General features: G+C 72.5%; 23 protein-coding genes. 16 read left to right on the forward strand and 7 right to left on the reverse strand.

Annotation, left to right across the window (positions count from 1 at the left end):
- Window positions 1–6 precede the first annotated feature (6 nt).
- The gene (locus ACZ4M5_RS24440) at window positions 7–1,356 is read right to left on the reverse strand and encodes a DUF2252 domain-containing protein (RefSeq protein WP_467739958.1); all 1,350 of its coding nucleotides are present in this window, start codon (window positions 1,354–1,356) and stop codon (window positions 7–9) included.
- 215 nt (window positions 1,357–1,571) lie between these two features.
- Here ACZ4M5_RS24440 and dnaE point away from each other — a divergent pair, with 215 nt between their 5' ends.
- Window positions 1,572–5,111: a DNA polymerase III subunit alpha gene (gene dnaE / locus ACZ4M5_RS24445; protein WP_467739959.1), complete on the forward strand. Its 3,540-nt coding sequence runs from the start codon at window positions 1,572–1,574 to the stop codon at window positions 5,109–5,111.
- Window positions 5,112–5,212: 101 nt separating this feature from the next.
- On the opposite strand, the gene ACZ4M5_RS24450 is transcribed toward dnaE, so the two are convergent.
- Window positions 5,213–5,377: a hypothetical protein gene (locus ACZ4M5_RS24450; RefSeq protein WP_369196239.1), complete on the reverse strand. Its 165-nt coding sequence runs from the start codon at window positions 5,375–5,377 to the stop codon at window positions 5,213–5,215.
- A 223-nt stretch (window positions 5,378–5,600) separates the two neighbouring features.
- Here ACZ4M5_RS24450 and ACZ4M5_RS24455 point away from each other — a divergent pair, with 223 nt between their 5' ends.
- The 4 genes from ACZ4M5_RS24455 (at window position 5,601) to ACZ4M5_RS24470 (ending at window position 9,582) form a co-directional block, all read left to right on the forward strand.
- Window positions 5,601–6,815, forward strand: a complete 1,215-nt coding sequence (locus tag ACZ4M5_RS24455; protein ID WP_467739960.1) for an NYN domain-containing protein — start codon at window positions 5,601–5,603, stop codon at window positions 6,813–6,815.
- Window positions 6,816–6,938: 123 nt separating this feature from the next.
- Window positions 6,939–7,913: an ABC transporter ATP-binding protein gene (locus ACZ4M5_RS24460; RefSeq protein WP_467739961.1), complete on the forward strand. Its 975-nt coding sequence runs from the start codon at window positions 6,939–6,941 to the stop codon at window positions 7,911–7,913.
- A gap of 80 nt (window positions 7,914–7,993) precedes the next feature.
- Complete coding sequence (locus ACZ4M5_RS24465; protein WP_398112017.1) at window positions 7,994–8,815, forward strand: ABC transporter permease; 822 nt, start codon at window positions 7,994–7,996, stop codon at window positions 8,813–8,815.
- A gap of 56 nt (window positions 8,816–8,871) precedes the next feature.
- A complete protein-coding gene (locus ACZ4M5_RS24470) occupies window positions 8,872–9,582 on the forward strand; it encodes an AAA family ATPase (RefSeq protein ID WP_467739962.1) in 711 nt (236 codons plus the stop codon).
- A 530-nt stretch (window positions 9,583–10,112) separates the two neighbouring features.
- Here the strand turns inward: ACZ4M5_RS24470 and ybaK are convergent.
- The 4 genes from ybaK to ACZ4M5_RS24490 all read right to left on the reverse strand — a co-directional run bounded on the left by ybaK (window position 10,113) and on the right by ACZ4M5_RS24490 (window position 14,103).
- Window positions 10,113–10,616: a Cys-tRNA(Pro) deacylase gene (ybaK, locus tag ACZ4M5_RS24475; RefSeq protein WP_467739963.1), complete on the reverse strand. Its 504-nt coding sequence runs from the start codon at window positions 10,614–10,616 to the stop codon at window positions 10,113–10,115.
- Between the two features lie 10 nt (window positions 10,617–10,626).
- Window positions 10,627–11,367 (reverse strand): LON peptidase substrate-binding domain-containing protein, encoded by a 741-nt coding sequence (locus tag ACZ4M5_RS24480; protein ID WP_467739964.1) that lies wholly within the window; start codon window positions 11,365–11,367, stop codon window positions 10,627–10,629.
- An 11-nt stretch (window positions 11,368–11,378) separates the two neighbouring features.
- The gene (locus ACZ4M5_RS24485; protein ID WP_467739965.1) at window positions 11,379–12,404 is read right to left on the reverse strand and encodes a hypothetical protein; all 1,026 of its coding nucleotides are present in this window, start codon (window positions 12,402–12,404) and stop codon (window positions 11,379–11,381) included.
- A gap of 121 nt (window positions 12,405–12,525) precedes the next feature.
- A complete protein-coding gene (locus ACZ4M5_RS24490) occupies window positions 12,526–14,103 on the reverse strand; it encodes an oxidoreductase (protein WP_467739966.1) in 1,578 nt (525 codons plus the stop codon).
- 177 nt (window positions 14,104–14,280) lie between these two features.
- On the opposite strand from ACZ4M5_RS24490, the gene hisD reads away from it, so the two are divergent.
- From hisD to ACZ4M5_RS24540, 10 genes are all read left to right on the forward strand, one after another.
- Window positions 14,281–15,606, forward strand: a complete 1,326-nt coding sequence (hisD, locus tag ACZ4M5_RS24495) for a histidinol dehydrogenase (RefSeq protein WP_467739967.1) — start codon at window positions 14,281–14,283, stop codon at window positions 15,604–15,606.
- Window positions 15,603–16,724, forward strand: a complete 1,122-nt coding sequence (locus ACZ4M5_RS24500) for a histidinol-phosphate transaminase (RefSeq protein ID WP_467739968.1) — start codon at window positions 15,603–15,605, stop codon at window positions 16,722–16,724. The genes hisD and ACZ4M5_RS24500 overlap by 4 nt, the downstream gene beginning before the upstream one ends.
- On the forward strand, window positions 16,721–17,314 hold the full coding sequence (hisB, locus tag ACZ4M5_RS24505; protein WP_086849365.1) for an imidazoleglycerol-phosphate dehydratase HisB: 594 nt from the start codon (window positions 16,721–16,723) through the stop codon (window positions 17,312–17,314). Before ACZ4M5_RS24500 ends, hisB begins: the two co-directional genes overlap by 4 nt.
- Window positions 17,311–17,475, forward strand: a complete 165-nt coding sequence (locus ACZ4M5_RS24510; RefSeq protein ID WP_398112007.1) for a hypothetical protein — start codon at window positions 17,311–17,313, stop codon at window positions 17,473–17,475. Before hisB ends, ACZ4M5_RS24510 begins: the two co-directional genes overlap by 4 nt.
- A gap of 8 nt (window positions 17,476–17,483) precedes the next feature.
- Window positions 17,484–18,125 (forward strand): imidazole glycerol phosphate synthase subunit HisH, encoded by a 642-nt coding sequence (gene hisH / locus ACZ4M5_RS24515; protein WP_467740133.1) that lies wholly within the window; start codon window positions 17,484–17,486, stop codon window positions 18,123–18,125.
- Entirely contained in the window at window positions 18,125–18,853 is a 729-nt protein-coding gene (gene priA / locus ACZ4M5_RS24520) for a bifunctional 1-(5-phosphoribosyl)-5-((5-phosphoribosylamino)methylideneamino)imidazole-4-carboxamide isomerase/phosphoribosylanthranilate isomerase PriA (protein ID WP_467739969.1), read from the forward strand. Before hisH ends, priA begins: the two co-directional genes overlap by 1 nt.
- Window positions 18,850–19,260, forward strand: coding sequence for a RidA family protein (locus ACZ4M5_RS24525; protein ID WP_467739970.1), 411 nt, complete (start codon window positions 18,850–18,852; stop codon window positions 19,258–19,260). Before priA ends, ACZ4M5_RS24525 begins: the two co-directional genes overlap by 4 nt.
- Window positions 19,261–19,273: 13 nt before the next feature.
- On the forward strand, window positions 19,274–20,029 hold the full coding sequence (gene hisF, locus ACZ4M5_RS24530; protein WP_467739971.1) for an imidazole glycerol phosphate synthase subunit HisF: 756 nt from the start codon (window positions 19,274–19,276) through the stop codon (window positions 20,027–20,029).
- 123 nt (window positions 20,030–20,152) lie between these two features.
- Window positions 20,153–20,743, forward strand: a complete 591-nt coding sequence (locus ACZ4M5_RS24535; protein WP_467739972.1) for an ArsR/SmtB family transcription factor — start codon at window positions 20,153–20,155, stop codon at window positions 20,741–20,743.
- Window positions 20,721–22,259: an MFS transporter gene (locus ACZ4M5_RS24540; protein WP_467739973.1), complete on the forward strand. Its 1,539-nt coding sequence runs from the start codon at window positions 20,721–20,723 to the stop codon at window positions 22,257–22,259. Before ACZ4M5_RS24535 ends, ACZ4M5_RS24540 begins: the two co-directional genes overlap by 23 nt.
- A 28-nt stretch (window positions 22,260–22,287) precedes the next feature.
- Here ACZ4M5_RS24540 and ACZ4M5_RS24545 read toward each other — a convergent pair whose 3' ends face one another.
- Complete coding sequence (locus ACZ4M5_RS24545) at window positions 22,288–22,923, reverse strand: TIGR03085 family metal-binding protein (RefSeq protein ID WP_467739974.1); 636 nt, start codon at window positions 22,921–22,923, stop codon at window positions 22,288–22,290.
- Between the two features lie 122 nt (window positions 22,924–23,045).
- On the opposite strand from ACZ4M5_RS24545, the gene hisI reads away from it, so the two are divergent.
- Window positions 23,046–23,441 carry a phosphoribosyl-AMP cyclohydrolase gene (gene hisI, locus ACZ4M5_RS24550; protein WP_467739975.1) on the forward strand — a complete coding sequence of 132 codons (396 nt, stop codon included), beginning with the start codon at window positions 23,046–23,048 and terminating at the stop codon, window positions 23,439–23,441.
- The last annotated feature ends 5 nt before the right edge of the window (window positions 23,442–23,446 follow it).

The following is a 23,446-nucleotide window of genomic DNA, read 5'->3' on the forward strand; positions in this document are numbered from 1 at the left end:
TGTTCGTCACAGCCCCGGAATGCGGCCGTTGCGGAACAGGTCCACGAAGATCTGGTGGTCGGCCCGCGCGCGGGCGCCGTAGCCGTGGGCGAAGTCCACCAGCAGGGGCGCGAAGCCCTCCTCGTCGGCCGCGATCGCCGCGTCGATGGCCCGCTCGGTGGAGAACGGCACCAGGGACTCGCCGGACTGGTCGTCGGCCGCCGCGTGCATGGCGGCCGTCGCCCGGCCGAGGTCCGCCACCACCTGCGCGATCTCCTCGGCCTCGTCGATGTCCCCCCAGTCGAGGTCCACCGCGTACGGCGAGACCTCGGCGACCAGCTGGCCCGCCCCGTCCAGCTCCGTCCAGCCCAGCCACGGATCGGCGTGCGCCTGCAGGGCCCGCTGGGAGATGACCGTGCGGTGCCCCTCGTGCCGGAAGTAGTCGCGGATCGCCGGGTCGGTGATGTGCCGGGAGACCGCCGGGGTCTGGCCCTGCTTGATGTAGATCACCACGTCGTTCTCCAGGGCGTCGCTGTGCCCCTCCAGCAGGATGTTGTACGACGGCAGTCCCGCGGAGCCGATGCCGATCCCGCGCCGGCCCACGACGTCCTTGACGCGGTAGGAGTCCGGGCGGGCCAGGGAGTCGTCCGGGAGCGTCTCCAGGTAGCCGTCGAACGCGGCGAGGACCTTGTACCGCGTGGCCGCGTCCAGCTCCACGGAGCCGCCGCCGGGCGCGAAGCGGCGCTCGAACTCGCGGATCTCCGTCATCGACTCCAGCAGCCCGAACCGGGTCAGGGAGCGGGCGTCGCGCAGCGCGTCGAGCAGTGGGCCCTGCGCGGTGTCCAGGGTGAAGGGCGGCACCTCGTCGCTCTTGGCGCCGGTCGCCAGCGCGTGTATCCGCTCCCGGTAGGCGACCGCGTAGACCGTCACCAGCTCGGAGATCTGCTCGTCGCTGAGCGCCTTGGCGTACCCGATCAGCGCGATGGACGCGGCGAAGCGCTTCAGGTCCCAGGTGAAGGGGCCGACGTAGGCCTCGTCGAAGTCGTTGACGTTGAAGATCAGGCGGCCGGTGGAGTCCATGTACGTGCCGAAGTTCTCCGCGTGCAGGTCGCCGTGGATCCACACGCGCGAGGTGCGCTCGTCCAGGTAGGGCGGGCCGGGTGCCCTCCCGGCCCGCCCGCCGTCCTTCTCCTCGTCCAGGTCGTGGTAGAAGAGGCACGCCGTGCCCCGGTAGAAGGCGAACGCCGAGGCGGCCATCTTGCGGAACTTCACGCGGAACGCGGCCGGGTCGGCGGACAGCAGCTGGCCGAAGGCGGTGTCGAAGACGGCGAGGATCTCCTCACCGCGTTGCTCGTCGCTGAGCTGCGGGAACGACATCGCTGGGTGCCTCCTGGTGCAGACGTCTGCGGGCGGCGAGTCCGCCCCTTGCCTAACGTGCGGCGGCCGGCTCGAGTGCCCGCGACCCACGCCAAGAAGGTACGCGGGTCAGCCTCGGGCTGTCGGTGCCGAGGCATAGACTTCGACGCTGTCCCCCAGACTGTCCGCAGCCTGTCGGGCCCCGTCCGCCCACGTCTTCCCTGGAGGCCGCAGCCGTGTCGAAGCCGCCGTTCACGCACCTGCACGTCCACACCCAGTACTCGCTGCTGGACGGTGCCGCGCGGCTGAAGGACATGTTCGACGCGTGCAACGAGATGGGCATGTCGCACATCGCCATGTCCGACCACGGCAACCTCCACGGGGCGTACGACTTCTACCACTCCGCGCAGAAGGCCGGGATCACCCCGATCATCGGCATCGAGGCGTACGTCGCGCCCGAGTCCCGGCGCAACAAGCGCAAGATCCAGTGGGGCCAGCCGCACCAGAAGCGGGACGACGTCTCCGGTTCCGGTGGCTACACCCACAAGACGATGTGGGCGGTGAACAGCACCGGTCTGCACAACCTCTTCCGGCTCTCCTCCGACGCGTACGCCGAGGGCTGGCTGCAGAAGTGGCCCCGGATGGACAAGGAGACCATCTCCCAGTGGTCCGAGGGGATCGTCGCCTCCACCGGCTGCCCCTCGGGCGAGGTCCAGACCCGGCTGCGGCTCGGCCAGTTCGACGAGGCCCTCAAGGCCGCATCCGACTACCAGGACATCTTCGGCAAGGACCGCTACTTCCTGGAGCTGATGGACCACGGCATCGACATCGAGCACCGCGTCCGCGACGGCCTGCTGGAGATCGGCAAGAAGCTCGGCATCCCCCCGCTGGTCACCAACGACTCGCACTACACCTACGCGCACGAGGCGACCGCCCACGACGCGTTGCTGTGCATCCAGACCGGCAAGAACCTCTCCGACCCGGACCGCTTCAAGTTCGACGGCACCGGCTACTACCTCAAGTCCACGGACGAGATGTACGCCATCGACTCCTCGGACGCCTGGCAGGAGGGCTGCGCCAACACGCGCCTGATCGCCGAGATGGTCGACACGACCGGCATGTTCGAGAAGCGCGACCTGATGCCGAAGTTCGACATCCCGGAGGGGTACACGGAGGTCAGCTGGTTCCGCGAGGAGACCCTGCGCGGCATGCACCGCCGCTTCCCGGACGGCATCCCGGACGACCGCATGAAGCAGGTCGAGTACGAGATGGACACCATCATCTCGATGGGCTTCCCGGGCTACTTCCTCGTGGTCGCCGACTTCATCATGTGGGCCAAGAAGCAGGGCATCGCGGTCGGCCCCGGCCGAGGCTCCGCGGCCGGCTCCATCGTCGCCTACGCGCTCGGCATCACCGACCTCGACCCGATCCCGCACGGCCTGATCTTCGAGCGGTTCCTCAACCCCGAGCGCATCTCCATGCCCGACGTCGACATCGACTTCGACGAGCGCCGGCGCGTCGAGGTGATCCGGTACGTCACCGAGAAGTACGGCGCCGACAAGGTCGCCATGATCGGCACGTACGGCACCATCAAGGCCAAGAACGCGATCAAGGACTCCGCGCGCGTGCTGGGCTACCCGTACGCGATGGGCGACCGCATCACCAAGGCCATGCCCGCCGACGTCCTAGGCAAGGGCATCCCGCTCTCCGGCATCACCGACCCCAACCACCCGCGCTACAGCGAGGCCGGCGAGGTCCGCGGGATGTACGAGAACGAGCCGGACGTCAAGAAGGTCATCGACACCGCCCGCGGTGTGGAGGGCCTGGTCCGGCAGATGGGCGTGCACGCGGCCGGCGTGATCATGTCCAGCGAGACCATCACCGACCACGTCCCGGTCTGGGTGAGGCACACCGACGGCGTGACGATCACGCAGTGGGACTACCCGAGCTGTGAGTCGCTCGGCCTGCTGAAGATGGACTTCCTCGGCCTGCGCAACCTCACGATCATGGACGACGCCGTCAAGATGGTGAAGGCCAACAAGGGGATCGACATCGATCTCCTGAGCCTCCCGCTCGACGACCCCACGACCTTCGACCTGCTCCAGCGCGGCGACACGCTCGGCGTCTTCCAGTTCGACGGCGGGCCCATGCGCTCCCTGCTCCGGCTGATGAAGCCGGACAACTTCGAAGACATCTCCGCCGTGTCGGCCCTGTACCGCCCGGGCCCGATGGGCATGAACTCCCACACCAACTACGCCCTGAGGAAGAACGGCCAGCAGGAGATCACCCCGATCCACCCGGAGCTGGAGGAGCCCCTCAAGGAGGTCCTGGACGTCACCTACGGCCTGATCGTCTACCAGGAGCAGGTGCAGAAGGCCGCCCAGATCATCGCCGGCTACTCGCTCGGCGAGGCCGACATCCTCCGCCGCGTGATGGGCAAGAAGAAGCCCGAGGAACTGGCCAAGAACTTCGTCCTCTTCCAGGAGGGCGCCCGCAAGAAGGGCTTCAGCGACGAGGCCATCCAGGCGCTGTGGGACGTGCTGGTCCCCTTCGCCGGCTACGCGTTCAACAAGGCGCACTCCGCCGCGTACGGACTCGTCTCGTACTGGACGGCGTACCTCAAGGCGAACCACCCCGCCGAGTACATGGCCGCCCTGCTCACCTCGGTGAAGGACGACAAGGACAAGTCAGCCGTCTACCTCAACGAGTGCCGCCGCATGGGCATCAAGGTGCTCCCGCCGAACGTCAACGAGTCGATGTCCAACTTCGCCGCGCAGGGCGACGACGTGATCCTCTTCGGCCTCTCCGCCGTCCGCAACGTCGGCACGAACGTGGTCGAGTCGATCATCCGGTGCCGCAAGGCCAAGGGGAAGTACACCTCCTTCCCGGACTACCTGGACAAGGTGGAGGCGGTGGTCTGCAACAAGCGCACCACCGAGTCGCTCATCAAGGCCGGTGCCTTCGACTCCATGGGCCACACCCGCAAGGGCCTCACCGCCCAGTACGAGCCGATGATCGACAACGTGGTCGCGGTCAAGCGCAAGGAGGCCGAGGGGCAGTTCGACCTCTTCGGCGGCATGGGCGAGGCCGAGACCAGCGAACCGGGCTTCGGACTCGACGTCGAGTTCTCCACCGACGAGTGGGACAAGACCTATCTGCTCGCCCAGGAGCGGGAGATGCTCGGTCTGTACGTCTCCGACCACCCGCTGTTCGGGCTGGAGCACATCCTGTCCGACAAGGCCGACGCGGGCATCTCCCAGCTGACCGGCGGAGAGCACGCGGACGGGGCGGTCGTCACCATCGGCGGCATCATCTCCGGCCTGCAGCGCAAGATGACCAAGCAGGGCAACGCCTGGGCCATCGCCACCGTCGAGGACCTGGCCGGCTCCATCGAGTGCATGTTCTTCCCGGCGACGTACCAGCTCGTCTCGACGCAACTCGTCGAGGACGCCGTGGTGTTCGTCAAGGGCCGGCTCGACAAGCGCGAGGACGTGCCGCGCCTGGTCGCGATGGAGCTGATGATCCCGGACCTGTCCAACGCCGGCGCGAACGCGCCCGTGGTCCTCACCATCCCGGCCACCCGGGTCACGCCGCCGCTGGTCAGCCGCCTCGGCGAGGTCCTCAGCCACCACAAGGGCGACAGCGAGGTCCGGATCAGGCTCCAGGGGCCGACCAAGACCACCGTGCTGCGGCTGGACCGGCACCGGGTCAAGCCCGACCCGGCGCTCTTCGGCGACCTGAAGGTGCTGCTCGGCCCGTCCTGCCTGGCCGGCTGACCCGGCCGGCGCGGACCTTCGACGCGCGTGAGGGGCGTACCCGGTACCTGGTACGCCCCTCGTGCACGTGTGTGGGGGGTCTACAACCCTTTACACAGACGTCAGTTGTGGCCGAAGCTGCGCTTCCGCTTGCGGGTCGCCACGTCGCCGGGGGTCAACTCGACCTCGGGCTGGGCCTCCGCCTCCGCCGCCGGACGGCGGTCCGCCCGCTGTCCGCGGTCGGTCGGACGCTGCTGCTTACGGTCACGGTTCTTGTTCTTGGCCATGGTGATGCCTCCTGTGGGGGATCTAGGGGCCAGGGCCGGGACCAGATTCACACACGCCGACAACGATCGCATGTCGGGCAATCACCCTGCGTGACAGGGGTAGTCGGAGAAGGGCGGGGCGAAACGCCACGCCGAAGATCGAGTTCCGGCCGTTAACCTCCGCGCCGTCGGGCAGACTCGAAGCGAGCCCCGAAGCAAACCTCCTGGGAAGCGGGTGAGTCGCGTGGACCGCTGCATCGTCCTGGTGGACGCCGGATATCTGCTGGGAGCCGCGGCGAGCCTCCTCGCCGGGGAGCCCTCGCGGTCCCGCATCACCGTCGACCACGCCGCCCTCATCCAGGCGTTGCGCGAGCGCGCCGAGTCCGACACCGCGCAGCCCCTGCTGCGCATCTACTGGTTCGACGGCGCCCCCGACCGCGTTCCCCAGCCCGAGCACCGCCGGCTGCGCGTCATGCCCCGGGTCACCGTCCGCCTGGGCGCACTGACCCGCAGCGACGGCCGCTGGGCGCAGAAGGGCGTGGACGCGGCCATGCACGCCGAGCTCACCGAACTGGCCCGCAACCGCGCCTGCTCCGACATCGTCCTGGTCACCGGCGACGGTGATCTGCTGCCCGGCATGATGGCCGCCAAGGAGCACGGCGTCGCGGTCCACCTGTGGGCCGTCCAGGCCGCCGACGGCGACTACAACCAGTCCGAGGACCTGGTCGCCGAGGCCGACGAGCGGCGCGTGCTGGACCGGACGTGGATCACCAAGGCCGTCCGCGCCAAGGAGCACCCGGGGGTGTGCGCCCCGCAGCCCGCGCCCCGGCCGGAGATCGCCGCGATCCTCTCCGCGCCCCTGCCGGACTCCGCCCTGTCCGCCCCTCCCCAGCGGCCCGCCTCGCAGCCCGACCACCAGGTGGCCGCCCCCGCGGCCAACGGCACCGGCGAGCGGGTGCCCGCCGCCGCCAAAGGGGTCCCCACCCCCAAGGACCTGGCAGCCCTGCGGGCCCCCGGCGCCCAGCCCGAGCGGCAGCCCTCCTCCGCCACCCTGCGCTGGTCCTCCGACAAAGGGTGGGTCGACCGGCCCGCGCCCGAGCCCCCCGAGGCCGCCTCGATGCCGACGCTGGCCCAGCTGACCTCCGCCGAGCAGCGCTGGGCCGATCGCGAGGAGGACATCACCACGGTCGGCGGCGACCCCTTCGAGGTGGGGCAGGTCTTCGCCCGGCGCTGGGTCGAGCGCCTCGGCGACCACAGCCACCTGCAGAAACTGTCCGGGATGTACCCCCGGATCCCGCACCGCGTCGACGGCGAGCTGCTGCGCTACGCCGCCCGCTTCGGTCTCCTCGCCCACAAGGACGACCAGATCGACGAGCGGGACCGTTACGCCATCCGGGCCGGCTTCTGGAAGGAGATCGGCGTCCGCACGGGTGTGGAGCACGCCCCGGCCGGCGACTGAGAATTCCCCGGGCGGATTTCCGCTCACCCGCCGCCCCGAGAGCGGGCCGGGGTCCCCGACCCCGTAGTCTCGTCCCTTGTGAGTACGCGCGCGGCACAGGCATTTCGGCACGATGGGGACATCGTGTGCGCGGTGCGCGGGCTGACCAAGACCTATCCGGCGGTGCGGGGCCGGCGCGGGGTGCCCGCCACCCCCGAGGTCCGGGCCACGGACGACGTGCACGTGGACATCCGCCGGGGCGAGATCTTCGGCCTGCTCGGACCGAACGGCGCCGGCAAGTCCACCCTCGTCCGGCAGCTCACCGGACTCATGCGGCCCGACCGCGGCAGCGTGGAGATCCTCGGTCACGACGTCGTGCGCCACCCGGAACGGGCCGCCCGGATCCTCGCCTACCTGGGTCAGGAGTCGACCGCCCTCGACGAGCTGACCGTGTCGCTCGCCGCCGAGACCACCGGGCGGCTGCGCGGACTGGACGCCGGGCGGGCCCGCACCGAACGGGACGCCGTCCTGGACGAGCTGGGCCTCACCCCGCTGGCCGGACGGCCGCTGAAGAAGCTCTCCGGGGGCCAGCGGCGCCTGGCGTGCTTCGCGGCCGCCCTGGTGGGGCAGCGGCCGCTGCTCGTCCTGGACGAGCCGACCACCGGCATGGACCCGGTGGCCCGGCGGGCCGTCTGGTCCGCCGTCGACCGGCGGCGCGCCGAGCACGGGACGACGGTGCTGCTGGTCACCCACAACGTCATCGAGGCCGAGACCGTGCTGGACCGGGTGGCCGTGCTGGACCGGGGGCGGGTCATCGCCTGTGACACGCCGGCCGGGCTGAAGGAACGGGTCGCCGGTGAGGTGCGGGTCGACCTCGTGTGGCGGGAGGCCGCGCCGCTGCACGTCCCGGAGGTGGCCGCGCTGCGGGACCGGGTCGCGGAGTCGGGCCGCCGCTGGACGCTGCGGCTCGGGCCCGAGGAGGCCCGGGCTGTCGTGGCGACCGTCACCGGCGGGGCCGCCTTCGCCGCGCTGGACGACTTCACGCTGACCACGCCCAGCCTGGAGGACGTCTACCTGGCCCTGGGCGGGGCCGCGCAGCAGGGGCTGGTGAAGGCGTGAGCCGCGCCGGCCTTGAGCAGTCGGGCCTGCCCGTACGTACCGACTGCCGCAGTGGACCCGACGAAGGGGAGCAGCGCGACGTGAGTGTCGTACCCGCCGATGTCCTGCCGGGCGGTGCCCTGGCCGCCGAGGAGCCCGCCGCGGGCGCGGCCGAGCTCGGTCCCCGGGCGCGGCTGTGGCCCTCGCTGGCGGCCGTGTACCGGGCGCAGCTGTCCCGGGCGCGGGTGGCGCGGATCCCGCTGCTGTTCGTGGCGACCTTCCAGTCGGTCGGGATCATGATCCTGATGCGCGGGGTCGTGGACGACGGGGCGGAGGCGCAGGCGGTCGTCGCCGGATCCTCGGTCCTGGTCGTCGCCTTCGTGGCGCTGAACCTGCTCGCGCAGTACTTCGGTCAGTTGCGTGCGAGCGGCGGGCTCGACCACTACGCGACTCTGCCGGTGCCGCCGGCGGCCGTGGTGCTGGGCGCGGCGGGCGCGTACGCCTCGTTCACCGTGCCCGGGACGGTCGTGACGGCCGTGTTCGGCTGTGTGCTCTTCGGGCTGCCGCTGGCCCATCTGTGGATCCTTCTGGCCGTCATCCCGCTCGCGGGCGCCGCGCTCGCCGGTCTGGGGGCGGCCCTCGGGCTGCTCGCGCCCCGGCCCGAGCTGGCCACGCTGCTGGGGCAGCTGGGCATGTCGGCGGCGCTGCTGCTGGGGGTGCTCCCGGCGGACCGGATGCCGGAGTTCGTGCGCTTCGCGCGGGACCTGCTGCCGTCCACCTACGGGGTGGAGGCGTTCGCGCGGACGTTCGGTCCGGACCCCGACTGGGCGTTCGTGCTGGGGGACCTCGCCGTGTGCGGGGCCGTGGGCGTCGTCTCGCTGGCCGTGGCGACCTGGGCCTACCGCCGGGCGGCCGTCCGGTGAGTCGGGACGGGTCGTCCGGTGACGCGGCACACAGGCGGGCCTGGCACGATGACAGGGTGACCGCACCGCTGACTCCGCCACCGCCACCGCACGACCACTCCGCTCAGGGACCGTGGCAGCCGCCGGCCGACGGGCCCGTGGCACCCGGCTCCGGGCACGCCGGGCACACCGCAGACGGCTGGTACGGACAGGACGGCCCCGGCATGAGGACGGAAGTACGCGAGGCCGGTGTGGTCGCCGTGGCCGTGGCCCTCGGCGGGGTGCTGCTGGGCCTGCTGTGGTGGAAGCTCGCGCCGCACGTCCCGCTGGTCGGGGACGCGACGGGCGGGAACTGGGTCGTCTATCTCAAGGACACCGAGGGCGAGCAGGCGATCGGCGTCGACGGCACGTTCGTGCTGCTCGCGCTGGGCTTCGGGCTGGTCAGTGCCCTGGTGGTGTTCCTGCTGCGGCGGCGCGGGGGCGTGCCGCTGGTGGTGGGGCTGGCCCTCGGCGGCCTGCTCGGCTCGCTGCTCGCCTGGCGGCTCGGGGTCTGGCTCGGACCCGAGCAGGACGTGATCGCGCACGCGCGGGAGGTCGGCAAGGGGGTGACGTTCTCCGCGCCGCTGAAGCTCGGGGCCAAGGGGGCGCTGCTGGCCTGGCCGCTCGCCGCCCTGGTGGTGCACCTCGGGCTCACGGCACTGTTCGGCCCCCGGGACCCGGAGCCGGACTTCCCGGACGGGCCGGACGGCCCGGTCGGGCCCTACGGGGGGCAGCCGCCGGCCAAGTAGCCGGCCGGCGCCGGAACGGCGGGGGTGCGGGCGGTGCCGGGAGCGATGCACGGGCCCGTGCCGGGGCCACCCGGCGAGCGGCGAGTCGCCCCGCCCGTGCCGGGAGCGCCGGGCCGGATCCGCGCCGGGAGTCGTGGGTCGCCCCGTGCCCGAGAACGCCGGGCGCGTTGCTCGGGGGGCAGCGGGGCGTGGTGTGTTCTGTGACGCCGCGTCGGAGTGGTGCGTCGGCCTGTGCCCGGGAACGCCGGGCACGTTGCTCGGGGGTTGGCGGTTCCCGCGCAGGGGCCTGCCCCGGCGGGCCGGGCCGCCGCGGACGGGGTGTGCAGCGCGTCGGCCGGGCGCCGAGGGCGGTGCGCCGTGGGCCCCTGCGTCGGAGCGGCGGGGCGTGGTGTGTTCTGCGGTGCCGGGTCGGAGTGGTGCGTCGGCCTGTGCCCGGGAGCGCCGGGCGCGTTCCTCGGGGATGGCGGGGCGGGGCGTCGCGGGTCCCGTGGCGTCGTGGTGTGCCGCCCGTGCCGGGGGAGCGCGTCCGGTCAGGACGGGCGGCCGATCGGGGCCAGGACGGCCTGCGTGAGGGTCGCCAGGGTCTCCGGGGCGAGTTCCACCTCCAGGCCCCTCCTCCCCGCCGAGACGCAGATCGTCGCGTGGGCCGACGCCGACGCGTCGAGGACGGTCGGGAGCCGCTTGCGCTGGCCCAGCGGGGAGATGCCGCCCCGGACGTACCCCGTGGTGCGTTCGGCGAGCGCCGGGTCGGCCATGGCCGCCCGCTTGCCGCCCACCGCCGCCGCCAGGGCCTTGAGGTCGAGCTGGCCCGCCACGGGGACCACCGCGACCGTCAGCGCGCCGTCGACGTCCGCGACCAGGGTCTTGAAGACCCGGTCGGGGGAGACGCCCATCGCCTCGGCGGCCTCCTCGCCGTAGGAGGGGTGGGCGGGGTCGTGGTCGTAGGCGTGGACCGTGTACTGCGCCCCGGCCGCCGTGAGGGCCACCGTGGCGGGTGTGCCGCCCTGTTGCTGCTTCTTCGCCTTCTTCGCCATGCCGGTCCGCTCAGTTGAGACTCATCGGGCCGCGCGTCAGCTCCGACGCCGGCAACGACGGCAGATTACGGATGATCGCCGTCTCGGCGCGCAGGAGTTTCAGCTCGTCGCGCAGGCGCGACGCCGTGTCGGGCGCCTGGAGCAGCCGCTGCTTGGTCGGGGTGTCGAGCATCATCGCCGCAGCGACGAGGTAGGACACCACGCCCGGCTCGTCCGGCAGGTCCGCCCCGGTCGTCAGGGACCGCTCGCGCGCACCCGCCAGGCGCTTCTGGTACTGGCGGAAGGAGCGCAGCACACCCTCCGCGAGCGGCGCGGCCTCGTCGCCGGGTTCCTCCGCCAGCGGCTCCAGCTCGGCCGTCAGGAAGGGACCGGACGCGTCGACCGAGAGCAGCTTCACCCGGGTGGTGCCGGTCGCCAGCACCTCGAAGGAGCCGTCGGTGCGCTCCCGGAGGGTCGCCGCGTCCGCGATGCAGCCGACCTTGTGGAACGCCTTGGCGGGGTCCGGGCCGAAGCCCGCCAGCGGCCCCCGCTCGGGCACGGCGGTCGGATCGGGCAGGCCGGGTGAGCTCGGAGCCACCTCGTGGCCGTCGCGGATCGCCACGACGGCGAACCGGCGCGGCTCGTCCTCGGGCGTCTTCAGCAGCTCGCGCATCATGGCGCGGTACCGCTCCTCGAAGACGTTGAGCGGGAGCACGAGCCCCGGGAACAGCACCGAGTTCAGGGGGAAGAGGGGGAGCCGGACGGTGGTCACGACCCAAGAGCCTAATGGTCGCCGCCGCGGACCCGTCCGCCCCGTTCACCCTGTGGATGCCGGGGAGGCTCCCCGGCCGCCGCGGCCATGACCTGCTCGCGCACCTCCAGGAAGTGGCCGAGCGGGTCGTCCGACACCCGGTCCCAGGGGAAGGAGGTGGCGTACGGGCCGTTCAGCCGCAGCTGTTCGCGGGCGTCCTGCCAGCGCTCCAGGCGCACCAGGACGAAGACCAGCAGGTTGCGCATCCGGGCGGGCCAGGGGTCGGCCGCGGGGAGCAGCGGGGACAGGGCGATCGCCCGGTCGGCGGCCGCGTCGAGCCGTTCGCGCGGCACCTCGGGCCCGCAGCCGTCGGTGAGGTAGCCGAAGGCGGCCCTGACCGGCAGGGCCTGGACGAGGGTGCCGGCGGGTGCGTCCTGGGCGGCCCGGTCGGCGAAGTCGAAGCACTCGCGGTGCGAGCCGTGCCAGGAGGCGGCCAGGTAGCGCAGGGCCGCGACATGGCAGCCGTAGTGGTGCGGGGCGCGGCGGACGGCCGCCGCCCACAGTTCCTCGAAGTAGGTGTGCCCGGCCTGGGCGCCCCGGGCGTGGTCGAGGGCGAGGCGCCACGGCACGGGGTCGCGCTGGTCGCCCCGGGCCGCCGCCGTGATCAGCGGACTCACCTCGCGCAGCAGTTCGGCCCGGGCCGGTGAGTCCCAGGCGCGGTCGACCGCGAGCTGGGCCCGGACCAGGAGCGCGTCGGGGTCCTTCGGGGCGAGGGCCAGCCAGGCGTCCAGCCATTCGGGGCGCGAGCGGGCGAAGGCGGCCAGCCGGGTCACGTACCGGTCGCGTCGCTCCCACTCCCCGGCCGTCCGGGTGGCGAGGAGCAGAGCGGCGGCCGGGCCGTGCTCGCCGCGGGCGGCTGCGACCAGCGCGGGGCTGAGCCGCGCGTCGGGCGCGTCGAGCAGCACCTCGTCGTCGTCCGGGTGGCCGGCGGGGTGGGGGGTCCTTGTCATCCGGCTCGCGCGGATGAACGGCAACTGCATGGCCATGGTGCCGACCATTGAAAGTCGGCCGCTCGGGGCGGCGCCAGATCGTTCCGGCAAATCGACGAAAGTTGTATGGCGTGTGGTCAAGAGAAGGTAAAAACGTGACCGTTCTTCATCTTTGATCACAGGGCGCACATCATGTGCGCCGCAGCAGCCGGGTCGCGCCCGCCGCGACCGTCGTCGCCAGGATCCAGCCGAGCAGAATCATGGCCGTCGCCAGCCACTGCCACCCCCCGCGCAGCTGCCAGAAGCCCACCTGGCCCAGGTCGATGACCGGCAGCAGCAGGTCGAGGGTGAAGAGCACCGGGCTCCACTCCGGGTGCTCGCCGCGCTTCATCGGCGGGTGCCCGGCCTGCGCGAAGGCGACGGACCCCGCCGCCCACAGCACCACCATCCACACCGCGGCCCGCCCCGGCCGGTAGCCGTAGGCGACCGTCCAGTCCTGCGCGTAGCCCCACACCTTGGCCGCCGGCGGCAGGCTCTCGCGGTGCCGTCGCTGCTTGGCCAGCAGCACCTCCCGCGCGTCCTGGTCCTCCCCGCCCGCCCGCAGCACGGCCGCGAGCCGCTCGTACGGCTCCGGGTTGTACTCGGCGGTCGCCGCGGCGACCCACCGAAGCCGCTCGTCCAGCGGGAACGGCCCGCGCGGCACGAGGTTCTCGTAGGCGAAGCCGCCCATGTGCAGCCGCCCGGGGCCGGGCCAGGCGTCCGCCCGGTCCATCAGGTTGACGACCTTCGCCCCGGACAGCACCACCCGCCCGCGCGCCGGCCGCTCCCCGAGGAACCGCAGCTCCGGCGTCTGCACCCGGCGCAGCGACACCTCCTGGTCGTCCGCGAGGGTGAAGCGGGCCAGCTCGAAGTCGACGGCGTCGCCGAACCGCCCGTCGTCCAGCCGCATACCGCCCTCGCACGCGAACCGCTGGATCCGTGTCCCCTCCGCCGGGGTCATCCCGCTCATCGCCTGCGCGCCCACGCCCGCCGGGGTCAGGTACAGACTGCGCTCGACGGTCAGCTGCGGGGCGTTCAGCGCCAGCCGGGCGTACGGATGGGCCAGACGGGCTCCGCGCAGGCTCAGCGACACGCCGACGGTGGCCGCGCGCAGACTCAGCTCGCCGTGCGACTCCAGCAGCTCGGCCTGCAGGTCCTGGCCGACGGTCAGGCCGTCCGCCGCGATCGACCGGCCGCTGCGGTCCCGGTGCACGACCGCCTGGTTCAGCATCAGGTCCGTGCCGATCTGCGCGTCGGTGAGCCGGATGCCGTGGTGGAAGCGGCAGCGCGGCAGGTGCAGGTCGCCCTCCGTCTGCACCCGGGCCGCCTCCAGTCGCGGCACCGAGCAGTCCACCATCCGCAGGGTCGTGAAGCGGGCCTCCGGCAGCAGCACGTCCTGCTCGAACCGGCAGCGGCGCAGCTCCACGTACGGCTCCACCGTGCCGCCCGCGAGGTCCAGCGAGCCGCTGACCTGCACCCCGACCAGCTTCAGCGACGCCACCCGCCCGGCCAGGGCGGGCGGTCCGTCCAGCAGCAGCCAGCACACGATCCGCGCGCGCACGGTCCGCTCCGCGTCCCACGGCCCGCCGCCGTGCGGGTCGTCCGCCACGGCGTCCCCGCTGCTCAGGTCGTACACGCTGCCGTTGCGGAACGCCTGCCACATGCCCGCCTCGGCGGCGGTGAGGTCGTCGGGCAGCTCACCGGCGCGCACGCCGTCCCCCTCGGTCACAGGACTCCCTCCCTCCCCGGGTACTCGCCGGTTGGTTCCTTCGTACAACTGTTCATGCCCGCAGAGTGACGGTCCGAAAGCAAGGAGTGAGGGCGGATTCCCGGATGGCGCGACGCGTTGTATCAGCCACTGATACGCGCGGACGGTGCCTCACCCGGGTCTGAGAGAATTGAGCACGTGATCTCCCGAATCGATCTGCGCGGCGACGCCCTCGTCGAGGGCCCCGCCCTGCGTGACCTGCTGCCCCGAGCCGACTTCGACGTACAGGCCGCCCTGGAGAAGGTGCGTCCGATCTGCGAGGACGTGCATCATCGGGGCGACGCGGCGCTGATCGACGCGGCCGAGCGGTTCGACGGGGTCAGGCTCGACCAGGTGCGCGTCCCCGCCGCCGCGCTCACCCGCGCGCTGGAGGAGCTCGACCCGGCCGTGCGCGCGGCCCTGGAGGAGTCCATCCGCCGTGCCCGGACCGTCCACCGCGCGCAGCGCCGGTCCACGCACACCACCCAGGTCGTGCCCGGTGGAACCGTGACCGAGAAGTGGGTTCCGGTCGAGCGCGTCGGGCTGTACGCGCCCGGCGGCCGGTCGGTCTACCCGTCCTCCGTGATCATGAACGTGGTGCCCGCGCAGGAGGCCGGCGTGGAGTCCGTCGCGCTCGCCTCGCCCGCGCAGGCCGACTTCGGCGGCCTGCCGCACCCGACCATCCTCGCCGCCTGCGCCCTGCTCGGCGTCGACGAGGTCTACGCGGCCGGCGGCGCCACGGCCGTCGCGATGTTCGCCTACGGCACCGAGTCCTGCGCCCCCGCGAACATGGTCACCGGGCCCGGCAACATCTGGGTCGCCGCCGCCAAGCGCTACTTCACCGGCAAGATCGGCATCGACGCCGAGGCCGGCCCCACCGAGATCGCCGTCCTCGCCGACGACACCGCCGACCCGGTGCACATCGCCTCCGACCTGATCAGCCAGGCCGAGCACGACCCGCTGGCCGCCGCCGTCCTGGTCACCGACTCCGCCGACCTCGCCGACGCCGTCGAGAAGGAACTGGAGCCGCAGGTCGCCGCCAGCAAGCACGTCGAGGACCGGATCGTCCCGGCCCTGTCCGGCAGGCAGTCGGCGATCGTCCTGGTCGACGGCGTCGAGGAGGGTCTGAAGGTGGTCGACGCGTACGGCGCCGAGCACCTGGAGATCCAGACCGCCGACGCCGCCGCGGTGGCCGACCGGGTCCGCAACGCCGGCGCGATCTTCATCGGCCCGTGGGCGCCCGTGTCGCTGGGCGACTACGCGGCCGGGTCCAACCACGTCCTGCCCACCGGCGGCTGCGCCTGCCACTCCTCGGGCCTGTCCGTGCAGTCCTTCCTGCGCGGCATCCACGTCGTCGACTACACGCGCGAGGCGCTGGCCGACGTCGCGCACCACGTGGTCACGCTGGCCGAGGCGGAGGACCTGCCGGCCCACGGCGCGGCGATCAAGGCGAGGTTCGACTGGAAGGTTCCGCAGGGCAAGTGAGCGACGTAACGATCGACGATCTCCCCGTACGCGACGAGCTGCGCGGCAAGTCCCCCTACGGCGCGCCCCAGCTGGACGTCCCCGTACGGCTGAACACCAACGAGAACCCCTATCCGCTGCCCGAGCCGCTGGTCGAGCGCATCGCCGAGCGGGTCCGCGAGGCGGCCAGGAACCTGAACCGCTACCCCGACCGCGACGCGGTCGAGCTGCGCACCCGCCTGGCGGAGTACCTGACCGACACCTCGGGCCACGAGGTCGGTCCGGCGAACGTCTGGGCGGCCAACGGTTCCAACGAGGTCATCCAGCAGCTGCTGCAGACCTTCGGTGGCCCGGGCCGCACGGCGATCGGCTTCGAGCCGTCGTACTCGATGCACGCGCTGATCGCGCGGGGCACCGGGACGGGCTGGATCTCCGGGCCGCGGGGTGCGGACTTCTCGATCGACCTCGCCGCCGCCCGGCAGGCGATCGCCGAGCACCGGCCCGACGTGGTCTTCGTCACCACCCCCAACAACCCCACGGGCAACGCCGTCCCGCGCGAGACCGTCCTCGCGCTGTACGAGGCCGCGCAGGCGGCGAAGCCGTCGATGGTGGTGGTCGACGAGGCGTACATCGAGTTCAGCCACGGCGACTCGCTGCTGCCGCTGCTGGAGGGACGCCCGAACCTCGTCGTCTCGCGGACCATGTCCAAGGCGTTCGGCGCGGCGGGCCTGCGCCTGGGCTACCTGGCCGCCCACCCGGCCGTCGTCGACGCGGTCCAGCTGGTCCGGCTGCCGTACCACCTGTCCGCCGTCACCCAGGCGACCGCCCTGGCCGCCCTGGAACACACGGGCACGCTGCTCGGTTATGTGGAACAGCTGAAGGCCGAGCGGGACCGCCTGGTCACCGAGCTGCGGGCGGCCGGCTACGAGGTCGTGGACTCCGACGCGAACTTCGTCCAGTTCGGGCGGTTCGACGGCGAGGGCGGCGCGCACACGGCCTGGCGCAAGATCCTCGACCACGGGGTGCTGGTACGGGACAACGGCATCCCCGGGTGGCTGCGCGTGTCGGCCGGCACCCCCGAAGAGAACGACGCGTTCCTCGACGCGGTCCGTGCACTGAAGAAGGAGCAGAGTCAATGAGCCGCATCGGACGCGTGGAGCGGACGACCAAGGAGACCTCGGTCCTCGTCGAGATAGACCTCGACGGCACCGGCAAGACGGAGATCTCCACCGGCGTCGGCTTCTACGACCACATGCTCGACCAGCTCGGCCGGCACGGTCTGTTCGACCTGACCGTGAAGACCGAGGGCGACCTGCACATCGACTCGCACCACACGATCGAGGACACCGCCCTCGCCCTCGGCGCCGCCTTCAAGCAGGCCCTCGGCGACAAGGTCGGCATCTACCGCTTCGGCAACTGCACGGTCCCGCTGGACGAGTCCCTCGCCCAGGTCACCGTCGACCTGTCCGGCCGCCCCTACCTCGTGCACACCGAGCCCGAGAAGATGGCGCCGATGATCGGCGAGTACGACACCACCATGACCCGGCACATCCTGGAGTCCTTCGTGGCGCAGGCGCAGATCGCCCTGCACGTGCACGTGCCCTACGGGCGCAACGCGCACCACATCGTGGAGTGCCAGTTCAAGGCGCTGGCCCGGGCCCTGCGCTACGCCTCCGAGCGCGACCCGCGCGCGGCCGGCATCCTCCCCTCCACGAAGGGCGCCCTGTGAGCGGCATCTCGACCCTGCTGATCGTCGTCGGCCTGTTCCTGGCCGGCGGGGTCTACTCGTTCGTCAAGCAGAAGATGCCCAAGGGACTGATCGTGCTGCTGTCGATCGGCGCGGCCATGTGCCTCGTCGCCGGCGTCGTGCGACTGGAGGTGTGGAATTGAGCAGCCCCCTGACGACGCGGAAGAAGGTCGTCGTCTTCGACTACGGCTTCGGCAACGTCCGCTCCGCCGAGCGCGCCCTCGCCCGCGCGGGAGCGGACGTCGAGATCACCCGTGACTACGACAAGGCCATGAACGCCGACGGCCTGCTCGTGCCCGGCGTCGGCGCCTTCGCCTCCTGCATGACGGGGCTGCGCGAGGCGCGCGGCGACTGGATCGTCGACCGCCGCCTGTCCGGCGGCCGGCCCGTCATGGGCATCTGCGTCGGCATGCAGATCCTCTTCGCGCGCGGCATCGAGCACGGCGTGGAGAGCGACGGACTCGACGAGTGGCCCGGCTCGGTCGAGCCGCTGCAGGCCGAGGTCGTGCCCCACATGGGCTGGAACACCGTGGAGGCGGCGCCCGGTTCGCGGCTGTTCGCCGGCCTCGACGCGGACGCCCGCTTCTACTTCGTGCACTCCTACGCGGTCCACGACTGGTCCCTGGAGACGCACAACCCGGCGATCGAGGCCCCCAAGGTCACCTGGTCCACGCACGGCAAGCCGTTCGTCGCGGCCGTCGAGAACGGCGCCCTGTGGGCCACGCAGTTCCACCCCGAGAAGTCCGGCGACGCCGGAGCCCAGCTGCTGAACAACTGGATCGGAACCCTCTGATGGCTTCGAAGCTCGAACTCCTGCCCGCCGTCGACGTCCGTGACGGCCAGGCCGTCCGCCTGGTGCACGGCGAGTCCGGCACGGAGACCTCCTACGGCTCCCCGCTGGAGGCCGCCCTGGCCTGGCAGCGTTCCGGGGCCGAGTGGCTGCACCTGGTCGACCTGGACGCGGCGTTCGGCACCGGCGACAACCGCGAGCTGATCGCCGAGGTCGCCAAGGCCATGGACATCAAGGTGGAGCTGTCCGGCGGCATCCGCGACGACGACACCCTCGCCGCCGCCCTCGCCACCGGCTGCACCCGCGTCAACCTGGGCACGGCCGCCCTGGAGACCCCCGAGTGGGTCGCCAAGGTCATCGCCGAGCACGGCGACAAGATCGCGGTGGGCCTGGACGTCCGGGGCACCACCCTGCGCGGCCGCGGCTGGACCCGCGACGGGGGCGACCTCTACGAGACGCTGGAGCGCCTGAACAAGGAGGGCTGCGCCCGCTACGTCGTCACCGACATCGCCAAGGACGGCACGCTCCAGGGCCCCAACCTGGAGCTGCTGAAGAACGTGTGCGCGGCCACCGACCGGCCGGTCGTCGCCTCCGGCGGCGTGTCCTCCCTGGACGACCTGCGCGCGATCGCCGGGCTGGTTCCGGCCGGTGTCGAGGGCGCGATCGTAGGGAAGGCGCTGTACGCGAAGGCGTTCACCCTGGAAGAAGCCTTGGAGGCTGTGTCGTCATGACGTCCGAAGCCGTACGGCGTGTGCAGAGCGGAAGTCCCTGGGAAGATTCCTTCGGTTTTGCACGGGCCGTGGCGGCGGGTGACCGTGTGCTCGTCGCGGGCACGACCGCCTTCAAGGGCGACGTGCTCTACGGCGAGGGCGACCCCTACGAACAGGCCAAGGTGGCCTTCACCAGCGCCCTGGAGGCGATCGCCGAGTTCGGCCTCACCGCCGACTCGGTGATCCGCACCCGGGTGCACCTGGCCCACGCGCGTGACGTGGACGCGGTCGGACGGGCCCACAAGGAGATGTTCGACGCCGTGCGTCCGGCCGCGACCCTGCTGGTCGTGCAGGGGTTCATCGACTCCCGGGTCCTGGTGTCGGTGGAAGTCGAAGCATTCAGAGGCACTCCCTCAGCGGAACACTAGAGGAGCACGATTCATGACCCTGGCGGTCCGAGTCATCCCCTGCCTGGACGTGGACAACGGCCGGGTCGTCAAGGGCGTCAACTTCCAGAACCTGCGCGACGCGGGCGACCCCGTCGAGATGGCGAAGGTGTACGACGCCGAGGGCGCCGACGAGCTGACGTTCCTGGACATCACCGCCTCGTCCGGCGACCGGGAGACCACCTACGACGTGGTGCGCCGCACGGCCGAGCAGGTGTTCATCCCGCTCACGGTCGGCGGCGGCGTGCGCACGGCCGAGGACGTGGACCGGCTGCTGCGGGCCGGTGCGGACAAGGTCGGCGTCAACACGGCGGCCATCGCGCGCCCCGAGCTGATCCGCGAGATCGCCGAGCGCTTCGGCCGCCAGGTCCTCGTCCTGTCGGTCGACGCGCGCCGCACCGAGTCCGGCTCCTTCGAGGTGACCACCCACGGCGGCCGCCGCGGCACCGGCATCGACGCCGTCGAATGGGCCCACCGGGCGGCCGAGTTGGGCGCGGGGGAGATCCTGCTCAACTCGATGGACGCGGACGGCACGAAGGACGGCTACGACCTGGAGATGATCCGGGCCGTCCGCAAGCACGTCACGGTCCCGGTCATCGCCTCGGGCGGCGCGGGCGCGCTGGCCGACTTCCCGCCGGCCGTCGAGGCGGGCGCGGACGCGGTCCTGGCCGCGTCGGTCTTCCACTTCGGCGACCTGCGCATCGGCCAGGTCAAGCAGACCTTGCGGGAAGCGGGCCACCCGGTGCGGTGAGCTCCCGCCGAGTTCCAGGGCCCCGGCCGCGCCCAGCGGCCGGGGTCTTCTCGTGCCGGATGGGAAAAGAATATTGCGCAAAGGGAGTTGTGCAATGTTCCTTTCCCTTCTACGGTCATGGGCATGGCAGGCAAGGAGAGAGACCGCCGCATCACCGACGTGGGCACCCTCAAGGCGCTGGCCCATCCGCTCCGCATCCAGCTGATGCGCCACCTCAGGATCGCCCGGGTCGCCACCGCCTCGCACCTGGCCGAACAGGTCGACGAGGCCGTCTCGCTGGTCAGTTACCACCTGCGCAAGCTCGCCGAACACGGCCTGATCGAGGAGGCCGAACCGCAGAGCGCCGACGGGCGGGAACGCTGGTGGCAGCCGGCGTCGGACGGCGTCAGCATCCATGGCGAGGACTTCCGCGACGGCCCCGAGCGGGCCGCCGCGCACACCGCGGCCAGCCGTCTCTTCTTCGACCAGCAGGCCGACATGTACCGGCGGTACCTCGACGAACGCCCGCACTGGCCCCGGAAGTGGAGCACCGCGGCGGAGTCCTCGGAGTCGGTCCTGCGGCTCACGGCTCGCGAACTCGCCCAACTCGCCGGCGAATTGCGTGAGGTGACGCGGAAGTACCAGGAGCGGGGACGGGCGGCCGACGCGGCCGGGGACACCGAGGGGCGCGAGAACGTCGCGCTGCACACCCATGCCTTCCCCTTCCGCCTCTGAGACGGCCGCCCACCGCGACCCCAACGTGCTGCGCTGGCTCGGCGCGTACACGTCGTCGGCGGTCGGGGACACCGTCTACTACGTCGCCCTGTCCTGGGCGGCCGTACGGGCCGGCACCCCGGCCGAGGCCGGACTGGTGACGGCGGTGAGCGCGGCGCCGCGTGCCCTGCTGATGCCGGGCGGGGGAGTGATCGCCGACCGCTACGGCCCACACCGGGTGGTCCTGTCCAGCAGCGCGCTGCGCTTCGTGCTGGTGGTCGTGGCGGCCGGGATGCTCCTCGTGACCGACCCGGGGCTGTGGGCGCTCGGCGCGGTGGCGCTGCTGTTCGGGGCCGTCGACGCCGTCTTCCTGCCCGCCGCGGGTGCGCTGCCCGCGCGCATCACCGGCCGCGGCCAGCTGGCCCGCGTCCACGGCATGCGCGGCCTGGCCACCCGCCTCGCCATCGTCCTGGGCGGCCCGCTGGGAGGACTCGGCGTCGCGCTGGGCGGCACGGCCGGGGCCTTCGCACTGGCGGCGCTGCTCATCGGCGGGTCGCTGCCGTTCATGCGGGCCGTGCGGGCCGCTCGAGACGCGGAGCCCCCGTCGAACGCGGCACGCACACCCCAGACCCCACGGCCCGGCCCGGCGCCCTCACCGGGTGCGGCCCCCTCCGGCACCGGAGGGTCACCGTGCCGCGTCCCGGCGGATTCGGCGGTCGCGCCGTGTGGCGGTCCGGATGATGCGGAGGCTGCTGTTCCCACGGACCAGGCCCGTTCGCCGGGTGCCGCCGCGCCCGGCCCGGCGCCCTCACCGGGTGCGGCCCCCTCCGGCACCGGTGGGGCGGCCGAGGGCGGCTCGGTGCGGGCCGGTCACGCTGCGGGTGTCGTCCCGGGTGCTGCCGCAGACCCGTCCGAGGGCGCAGGGGGCGATGCCCCGGGTGGTCTGCGGGACGGGCTGCGGCACATCGCCCGGCACCCGGTCCTGCGGCCGCTGGTGATCGCCACGGCCCTGGGCGACCTCGGCTTCGTCGGGCCGATGAACCTCGGGTTGATCCTGCTGGCCGAGGAGAAGGGGTGGGGCTCGGCCGGCATGGGCTGGGTGCTCGCCGGGTTCGGCGCCGGGGCCGGGGCCGCCTCGCTGCTGCTCACCCTGCGCGGCCGCGTCCCCCGTGCCGGGCTCGTCATCGCCGGGGGAGAGATCGCCGGCTCCCTGGCCATCGCCGGGCTCGCGCACACCCCGTCGGCCCTCGCCGCGACCGCCGTGGCCCTCGTCGTCGGCCTGGCGGCGGGACTCGGCGGCGCCCTGCGCGGGGCCCTGCTCCAGGTCACGGCGAGCCCGGCCCACCTCGGCCGGGTCACCTCCGTCGCCGCCCTCACCGGGTTCGGCATCGCCCCGCTGACCTTCCCGGTGGTCGGCGCCGCCGTCGAGCGGTGGTCGACGGGCCCGGTCTTCGCGGTGTGCGCGGCGATCTGCGGCCTGGGTGCCCTCGTCACCCTGTGCTCGGCCCCGCTGCGCCGCGCCGAACTCCCGCACTGACCGGGCCCGGCCGCCGGAAGAGGACCGCTCAGATCCCGAGCTGCTTCGACTGCTGGAGTTTGGTGATGGCGTTCTCGTCGCCGGCCAGGTCGACCTTGGCCGCGCTCTGGCGGCCGTAGGAGAACAGGACGAGTTCGGACGGCTCGCCGGTGACCGTGACGACCGGTGTGCCGCGGTGGGCGACCGCCGTCTGGCCGTCCGGGCGGCGCAGCACCAGGCCCGTCGGGACGCCCCGGCCCATCAGCCGGGCGGTGCGCTCCAGGCGGGACCACAGCGCGTCCTGGAAGACCGGGTCGAGCTCCCGCGGGGACCAGTCCGGCTGGGCGCGTCGCACGTCCTCGGTGTGGACGTAGAACTCGACGATGTTCGACGCCTCGTCGACGGGCTTGAGGGAGAAGGGGGAGAAGCGCGGCGGGCCCGTGCGGATGAGCTGGATCAGCTCCTCGTACGGCTTGTCCGTGTACTCGGCCATCACCCGGTCGAGCCGGGACGCGAGCTGCTTGATCAGCATGCCCCCGGCGGCGTCCGGGCGGCGCTCGCGCACCACCACGTGGGCGGCGAGGTCCCGGGTCAGCCAGCCCTCGCACAGGGTGGGCGCGTCCGGGCCCGCGGTCTCCAACAGGTCGGCGAGGAGAAGTCGTTCACGCTTGGCATGGGTCGACATGCGGCCAGCCTACGACCGGCCCCCCGGTCCGCCCAGCAGACGTGCCGGTCGGGGCCGCCGCGCCGGTCCGCCCAGTGGACACCGGAACGGGTCCGGTGGCCGGGCGCGGCACAATGGTCGGCATGACCAGCACGCCCGACCGGCCCGGCCGCCTCGACCCGGAGATCGCCGCCCGCCTCAAGCACAGCGCCGACGGCCTCCTGCCCGCCATCGCCCAGCAGTACGACACCAAAGAGGTGCTCATGCTCGGCTGGATGGACGACGAGGCCCTGCACCGCACCCTGACCACGGGCCGGTGCACGTACTGGTCGCGCAGCCGCCGGGAGTACTGGGTCAAGGGCGACACCTCCGGCCACGTCCAGTGGGTGAAGTCCGTCGCGCTGGACTGCGACGCCGACACGATCCTGGTCCAGGTCGACCAGGTCGGCGCCGCCTGCCACACCGGCGCGCGCACCTGCTTCGACGAGGACGTGCTGCTGACGGACGGCGGCACCGGCGCGCCCGGCACGGATCAGTAAGGTCA

The organism is Streptomyces sp. NPDC026246, from assembly GCF_055567995.1.